This window comes from Bacteroides neonati (assembly GCF_000499785.1).
Taxonomy (GTDB): Bacteria; Bacteroidota; Bacteroidia; order Bacteroidales; family Bacteroidaceae; genus Bacteroides; species Bacteroides neonati.
Genome location: NZ_HG726021.1, coordinates 191231 through 197378, shown reverse-complemented (window position 1 = coordinate 197378; position 6148 = coordinate 191231). Strand labels below are relative to the sequence as shown.

The window sequence follows — 6148 nt, the reverse complement described above, 5'->3', positions numbered from 1 at the left end:
TGGATATGTATAAAACCTTCTTCTCTACCAACCGTCTCTTCAATTTCAAGGTAGAGATTTATTCGGAAACACCTCGTTTCAATGGAACTACCGGAGTGAAACTGGCTTGGAATGCTCCTGTATCGGCAACGGATGCCATTGCGTCTTTTGCCTACCACAAGGATTCGGTGTGTCGCGCCAAAGGCACAGCCGATATGTACTATCGACTCAATGATCCCGAATACCGTGGTGATATTGTCGGTTTCAATATGCGCGGTATTGCCTTGCCAATCAACGGTAAATATCTCGGTGCAATTTATTCAACCAAAGCTTAACAAGTAAGAAATTATGAGCTACATTAACATGAAATCGCGGAGAAGTTTTGATTTCTTCGCCCCTTACAATGAGGAAGGTGAACGCTGTGTCACCACCGTTTTTCCCATCGCCATCAAGCGTGAGGTAGTAGATAACAAGCTGGTGCATGACTGCAATCCGACACTGGCGGAAGTGAACAGTGCGACAGCAGTTACTGTCCAAGTAGAGATCACCGTACAGCCGGGGACTATGTTGATCTTAACCAACCGGGGAGCCGGAGCGGCAACAGTGAAAGGCGTGGCGTGTGATGGAAAGAAAGTAACCACATTGATGTGGGACGGAAACGGGTACATCAAACTGGGTGAAAGCGCCATATCGGAGTAAGACTATGAGAGGACTACGTAACAACAATCCGGGCAATATCCGTAAGAGTAAAACCGAGTGGCAGGGGGAAATCATCCCCTCCACCGACTCGGCTTTCAAACAGTTTAAAAGCATGGCCTACGGTTACCGTGCGATGCTCAAGCTGCTGCAAAACTACTCGAAGTTGAACAACTGCCGTACCATCCGCACCATGATCAGCCGGTGGGCACCACCCAGTGAGAACGATACACAAAGCTATATCGCTACGGTGCGAACACTGACGGGGATGGGTGCCGACCATGTGGTAGACATCAACGACAAAGAGACCATGTGCCGCCTGGCGGCTGCCATGAGTCAGGTAGAGAATGGCAAACGGGCTGTCATGGCAGACGTGGAAGCAGGCTGGGAATTATTGTAAAACATCTAAAAAGAAGAAGGCATGTCTACGGATTTAATAATGCAGATACTTCAATGGCTTGTTCCTGTAGGCAGTGCCGGAACCGTTTTAGGATGGATATTCTATCGCGATGTGAGGAAAGCCCGTGAAGCGAAAGAGAAGAATGACATTTACAAGGATATGTACGACAACATATCCGGTACATTAATCGAACTACAGAATGAAAATAAAAGATTGTATAAAGCTGTTCGGCAGCTTAATCAAACCATTCAGAAAGCTACCAGTTGCGTGCACTTTGCTGATTGCCCTATGCGCGATGAGTTGCAGAAGTCCGAACGGATTGACCTCGACCCACCGCAGCGACAGTCTGGCAGTCGAAAAAAGATTCGAGCAGAGCCTGGTGCCTGTACCCATGAGCGTGGCGAAGATGGATATACCGATGAACGCTCTTACACAGTTGCCGATCGGGACAGGTTATAACAAGCGTAGTGGACAGGCTTCGTTGGATATCCGACGGGGTGAAGGCGATACACTCACTATAACGGCTACCTGTGACTCACTCGCCAGGGAAGTAATCAGGCTCACCGAAGAGTTGACACGAATACGGGACGATACCGAAGTATCAGAAAAGCCTCCTGAGGTCGTCAAGGAACCCACCGGATGGCAATGGTTCTGGATTCGGATCGGACAATTATCGGTCGGTGCAGCCGCTTTAATAGCACTTAAAAAGTATATAAACGGAAAAAGTATAAAATTATGAAAAAAGTAAATGACGGACACATCATGCTGCTTGACGAAATAGTCATGGGTGGGAAAACGATTGGTTTGATTTCTCAGGAAGGCATTGACTGGGGAGGCGACAAACCTACCTATAATAAACTGTTTGCCGCACAGCGTCGGGGTGGACCGGTAAAGAAGGTACTTGCTACTCCGGGCACCAATATGTTCACCTTTCAGATGATACAACTCATCGCAGAGAATTGTGTGGCATTGGCAGGCGGTACGGCTACGGGCGATAAATGGGATGCTCCGGGAGATGTGGTGACTATCGAAGGGCCTGCACAGATTAAAACGGGAACCGGTCAGTTGATTGATATCAAGATGCTTTCGCTCACGGCTGTGGTACGTGGTAAACTGGGCAACTCGGGTAACCTGTACATGGATTGTGAGGCGGAAGTAATCACTCCGACAGACGGTACGTCTCCTTTCTCCATCGGTATGGCAGAACCTTATGTGTCGGTAGACAACAGCGCGGTTTCATTTGTTAAAGCGGGTGGCACCAAAGTGGTACGAATGAGCTCTTCGGGCGCGTTGACCGTGTCACAAGCTCCGGCCGGATTTACTATCGTTCAGGATGGAAACTTCCTGGTGATCACGGCTGCCGCCAATGACGGATCAACTGCCAAAACAGGTACCATCACGTTGACGCTGGCCTCCGACTCGTCTAAAACAGCAACCATCGACCTTACTCAGGCGAAATAACCATGAGTGAAGTAGAACTCAGAGCAGCCGATATATTGCTCGATGTGGGTGTGGCAATTCCTGTCCGCCCACTTCGATACCTTGGCAGCAAGAAGAAGCCCCGACGGGTGGTGATGCGCGTACCTTGCTACGGTTCAAAGCTTCGGATTGATCGCAAGTACCTCAAAATGGGGGTATCCTATGAACAGTTGAAGGAAAACACTTTTGAACAAAACATGGAGTTCATGGCCGTGCATGGCAAGGCAGTGAGTGAAATGGTGGCATTGACATTGGTACGTGGCTACCTGAGTGGAATGCTCTTTTGCAAACCTGTTGCCTGGTGGCTTCGATGGCGGGTGCATCCCGGGTTTCTGCAAGAGGCTTGGTTTCAGATGCTCAAGCTACTCAACCCAAAGGATTTTATGACTATTATCAGCTCGGCACAGGCGACGAACCTGATGAAACCGAGGCTGAGCCAACCGGAAAAGGGGAGTTAACGGGCCATATGGAAGGCTCCCATAGCCCCTTTGGTATGCTCTGGCAGATTGCATCAGCTACGGGATGGAGCTTGCACCACTTGCTGTGGAAAGTCAATTACCCCACCTTGCTGCTGATGGCCGCCGACGCACCGCGATACGTAAAGAAGAAAAAAGAGGAAGAAGGACAGGGAACCCGGCAGCGAGGTAGCTCACTGGCATTCTTTCAAACAAAACTCAAAGAAACCCAAGAATAATAACGCATGGAACCTGTACTGTTAGAATTTATCTCTCGCGACAATACCAAAGAGGGTATGCAATCTGTCATCGGCAACATGAGTGTGGTCGAGAAGAGCATTCAGGACAATACAGTGATGCTCCGTCAGTTGGAAAAGGTGCTTAAGGACATGCAGACCCAGTTTGCCGGCACGACCCAAACCATTGCCGACCAAACGGATAACATCGCCATGATGGAAGCACTCAAGAAAGAGGTTGACGAACTCAAAGCCAAGCTCGTTGAGTTGGATAAAGTCAAGAAGATACCAAAAAACATCCCTGTTGAATTAATGCCGGAAATAAAAACTCCTCAGTTTCATAAGCAGGTTCAGCTAATGGTTAAACAGCTTGAAAGTGAAATAGCAAAAGCACAAGTCAAAGCATCTATAACAATAGATGGCACTGTTCAGCAGAATGAAATTGCCAAAATAAAGACAATGTCCGAAGAATTGGAAAAGTTGAACGGAGTTCTCCAAAAGATAGAAATACAAAAAAGGGATACAAACGAAGTTCCTGTTGTTACACCAAACATAGGGAAGGCTGCTTCGCAGTTTAACGGCCTCGGGTTTAGTATTCAGCAAGTGGCGCGTGAGTTACCATCGCTGACAATGGGAGCAAATATGTTCTTTCTGGCGATATCAAACAACTTGCCGATATTGGCGGATAATCTAAGGATGGCAAAGGCAGAGGTCAAAGCATTGAACGATGCCGGGCAGAAATCCACACCGGTATGGAAGCAAGTGACATCGTCCATTTTCTCCTGGCAAACAGCTTTGGTGGTAGGTATTACATTGCTTACAGTATACGGAAAAGATGTGGTAGAGTGGACGAAAGGATTATTCAAGAGCAAACAGGCCATCGATGCAAGTAAAATGGCTATGGAATTATTCATGATAACACAAAAGAAATTGAATGAACAATTACAGCAATCGTATGCTTCGTATGGCTCACAACGAATTGCACTTGATGGCCTCCGTAAAGAATGGAATAAGCTGGGAAGCGATTTAAACTCCAAAAAAAAATTCATCACAGATAATAAAACGGCATTCGACCAACTTAATGTATCGGTTACTTCTGTGCAGGATGCAGAAAGTTTACTAGTATCTAATACAGACCAATTTGTTGAAGCAATGAAAGCACGTGCCATGGCAATGGCAGCACATGATACAATGAAAGACCTGTATGCAAAACAATTAGATGCTCAACAAAAGGCATACGACTTGCGCTTAGGCGCAAAAACTATTCCTTTATATAGAAGAGAAGAAGCTGAAAAGGAGGCCAATCAAAAGAATGCTACTAATGCTAATGCCTTTGTGCCAACAACATCCATCAAAGTCGATACGGGAACAGGTATAACAGCCGATCATATAATTAAAAAATGGCAAGATGAAAAGGAAAAAGAAGCACAAGAGCAAGAAAGAAGAGGTGAATTATTAGGAGTACAAATTGATCGCGTGCTAGGTATATTCACTAAAAATAAAGAGAAATCCGACAAAGTATTGAAGGAGATTGGTTTGAAACCCGGTAATGGAAACGAAAAAGATAAAGTAACAATAGATGTAGATAAAATTTCCGATTCAGAGCTCAAAGCCCGTCAAAAGATCGAAGAGATGAAAGTCTCTATTATGGAGAAAGGTGCTGCCAAGGAAAAGGCTGCTGCCCGTGCCCGCTTTGACGCGGAGCTACTGAGAATCGATCAGGAAGAGCGGGAACGTCTCGAAGCCTTGGCCAAAGCGAAAAAACAAGGGCTTCCCGTTTCAAAGGAACAGGTAGATGCGGTAACCTCTCAAGCCAGCCAACAGCGTAAAGGAGCTTCGGAGGTCTATGTGAAAGAGTTCGTCGATATTGAAAAAGAGTATGCCCAAAAGCAGAAGAAAGATTTCGATAGTTTAGTGGGCAAGTATCAGGATTATACCGACCAACGTTTATCTATCGAGAAGAAGTTCAATGAAGATATCAAAAAGATACAGAAAGAGCGTGATAAAGCGCAGCAAGAAGGAGATACGGCAAAGGTAGAACAGACGAACCGTGCCATCGCCCAAGCTACCGCCAATAAGGGAAAGGAACTCATTAAGCTGGACTTCGATCAACTCAAAGAGACTCCCGAATACGTACGCGCCTTTGAAAACCTCAAAGAGACTTCATCGGATACGTTAAGCTCTCTGCTTTCGCAACTGGAGAATGCCAAGAGTGCCGCCGCACAAGTGTTGTCTCCTGATCAGCTCCGTGAGTACACAACCACCATTCAGGAGATCATGGATGAACTGGACGCCCGCAACCCCTTCCAAACGCTTGCCGACCGGAAAGCGGAGTTGGCAGAGGCAGAACAGGAGCTTGCCAAGGCTCAGCAGCAACTAATTGCAGTGCAGCGTGGCGAACAGGTGGTTACAGGTGTGAAAGCAAGTAAGTTCAATAAAGACACGGGTCAAATTGAATCTGAAAAAACGTATCTGACCGCTACTAAGGCTGCTCAGGACTACAGCAGGGCACAAGATAATGTTGCCAGGTCGAGTGCCAGAGTAAAGAAGGCGGAGAAAGAGGTCAATGACGAAATGAATGAACTCTTTTCCTCCATAAAAGACGTAGGAGACTCCGTCGGAGGACAGTCGGGTCAGATTATCAACCTGATCGGTGATATCAGCGGCTTTACTATGTCTGTTATGAATGGAATAGAAGCGGTTGCCGATACATCGGCCACTGCAATTAGCAATGTTGAAAAAGCGTCTGTTATCCTGGCCATCATCAGCACTGCCATACAGATAGCCACCAAAATAGCCGAACTGTTCAAAGGAGAAGATGAGGAAGCGAAAAGGAGAAAATACATTGAACAACTGAACGGAATCGTTGATATCTACGATAAGATCATAGACAAACAAAAAGA

General features: G+C 46.5%; 7 protein-coding genes and 2 pseudogenes. All 9 read left to right on the top strand.

Going from position 1 to position 6148, the window contains the following annotated elements; genetic code table 11:
• Positions 1-314: pseudogene (locus tag TY03_RS22635) on the top strand (hypothetical protein); the annotation flags it as partial.
• Positions 315-327: 13 nt separating this feature from the next.
• Positions 328-678 carry a hypothetical protein gene (locus tag TY03_RS10050; protein WP_042369729.1) on the top strand — a complete coding sequence of 117 codons (351 nt, stop codon included), beginning with the start codon at positions 328-330 and terminating at the stop codon, positions 676-678.
• Between the two features lie 4 nt (positions 679-682).
• Positions 683-1075: a structural protein P5 gene (locus tag TY03_RS10045; RefSeq protein WP_042369727.1), complete on the top strand. Its 393-nt coding sequence runs from the start codon at positions 683-685 to the stop codon at positions 1073-1075.
• A 21-nt stretch (positions 1076-1096) separates the two neighbouring features.
• Entirely contained in the window at positions 1097-1534 is a 438-nt protein-coding gene (locus TY03_RS10040) for a hypothetical protein (RefSeq protein ID WP_042369725.1), read from the top strand.
• Positions 1494-1814: a hypothetical protein gene (locus tag TY03_RS10035; protein WP_230201961.1), complete on the top strand. Its 321-nt coding sequence runs from the start codon at positions 1494-1496 to the stop codon at positions 1812-1814. The genes TY03_RS10040 and TY03_RS10035 overlap by 41 nt, the downstream gene beginning before the upstream one ends.
• A complete protein-coding gene (locus TY03_RS10030) occupies positions 1811-2536 on the top strand; it encodes a BACON domain-containing protein (protein WP_042369723.1) in 726 nt (241 codons plus the stop codon). Before TY03_RS10035 ends, TY03_RS10030 begins: the two co-directional genes overlap by 4 nt.
• A 2-nt stretch (positions 2537-2538) precedes the next feature.
• Positions 2539-3012: a hypothetical protein gene (locus TY03_RS10025; protein ID WP_042369721.1), complete on the top strand. Its 474-nt coding sequence runs from the start codon at positions 2539-2541 to the stop codon at positions 3010-3012.
• A gap of 8 nt (positions 3013-3020) precedes the next feature.
• Positions 3021-3248: a hypothetical protein gene (locus tag TY03_RS21835; RefSeq protein ID WP_230201960.1), complete on the top strand. Its 228-nt coding sequence runs from the start codon at positions 3021-3023 to the stop codon at positions 3246-3248.
• 6 nt (positions 3249-3254) lie between these two features.
• Positions 3255-6148: pseudogene (locus TY03_RS21450) on the top strand (hypothetical protein); the annotation flags it as partial.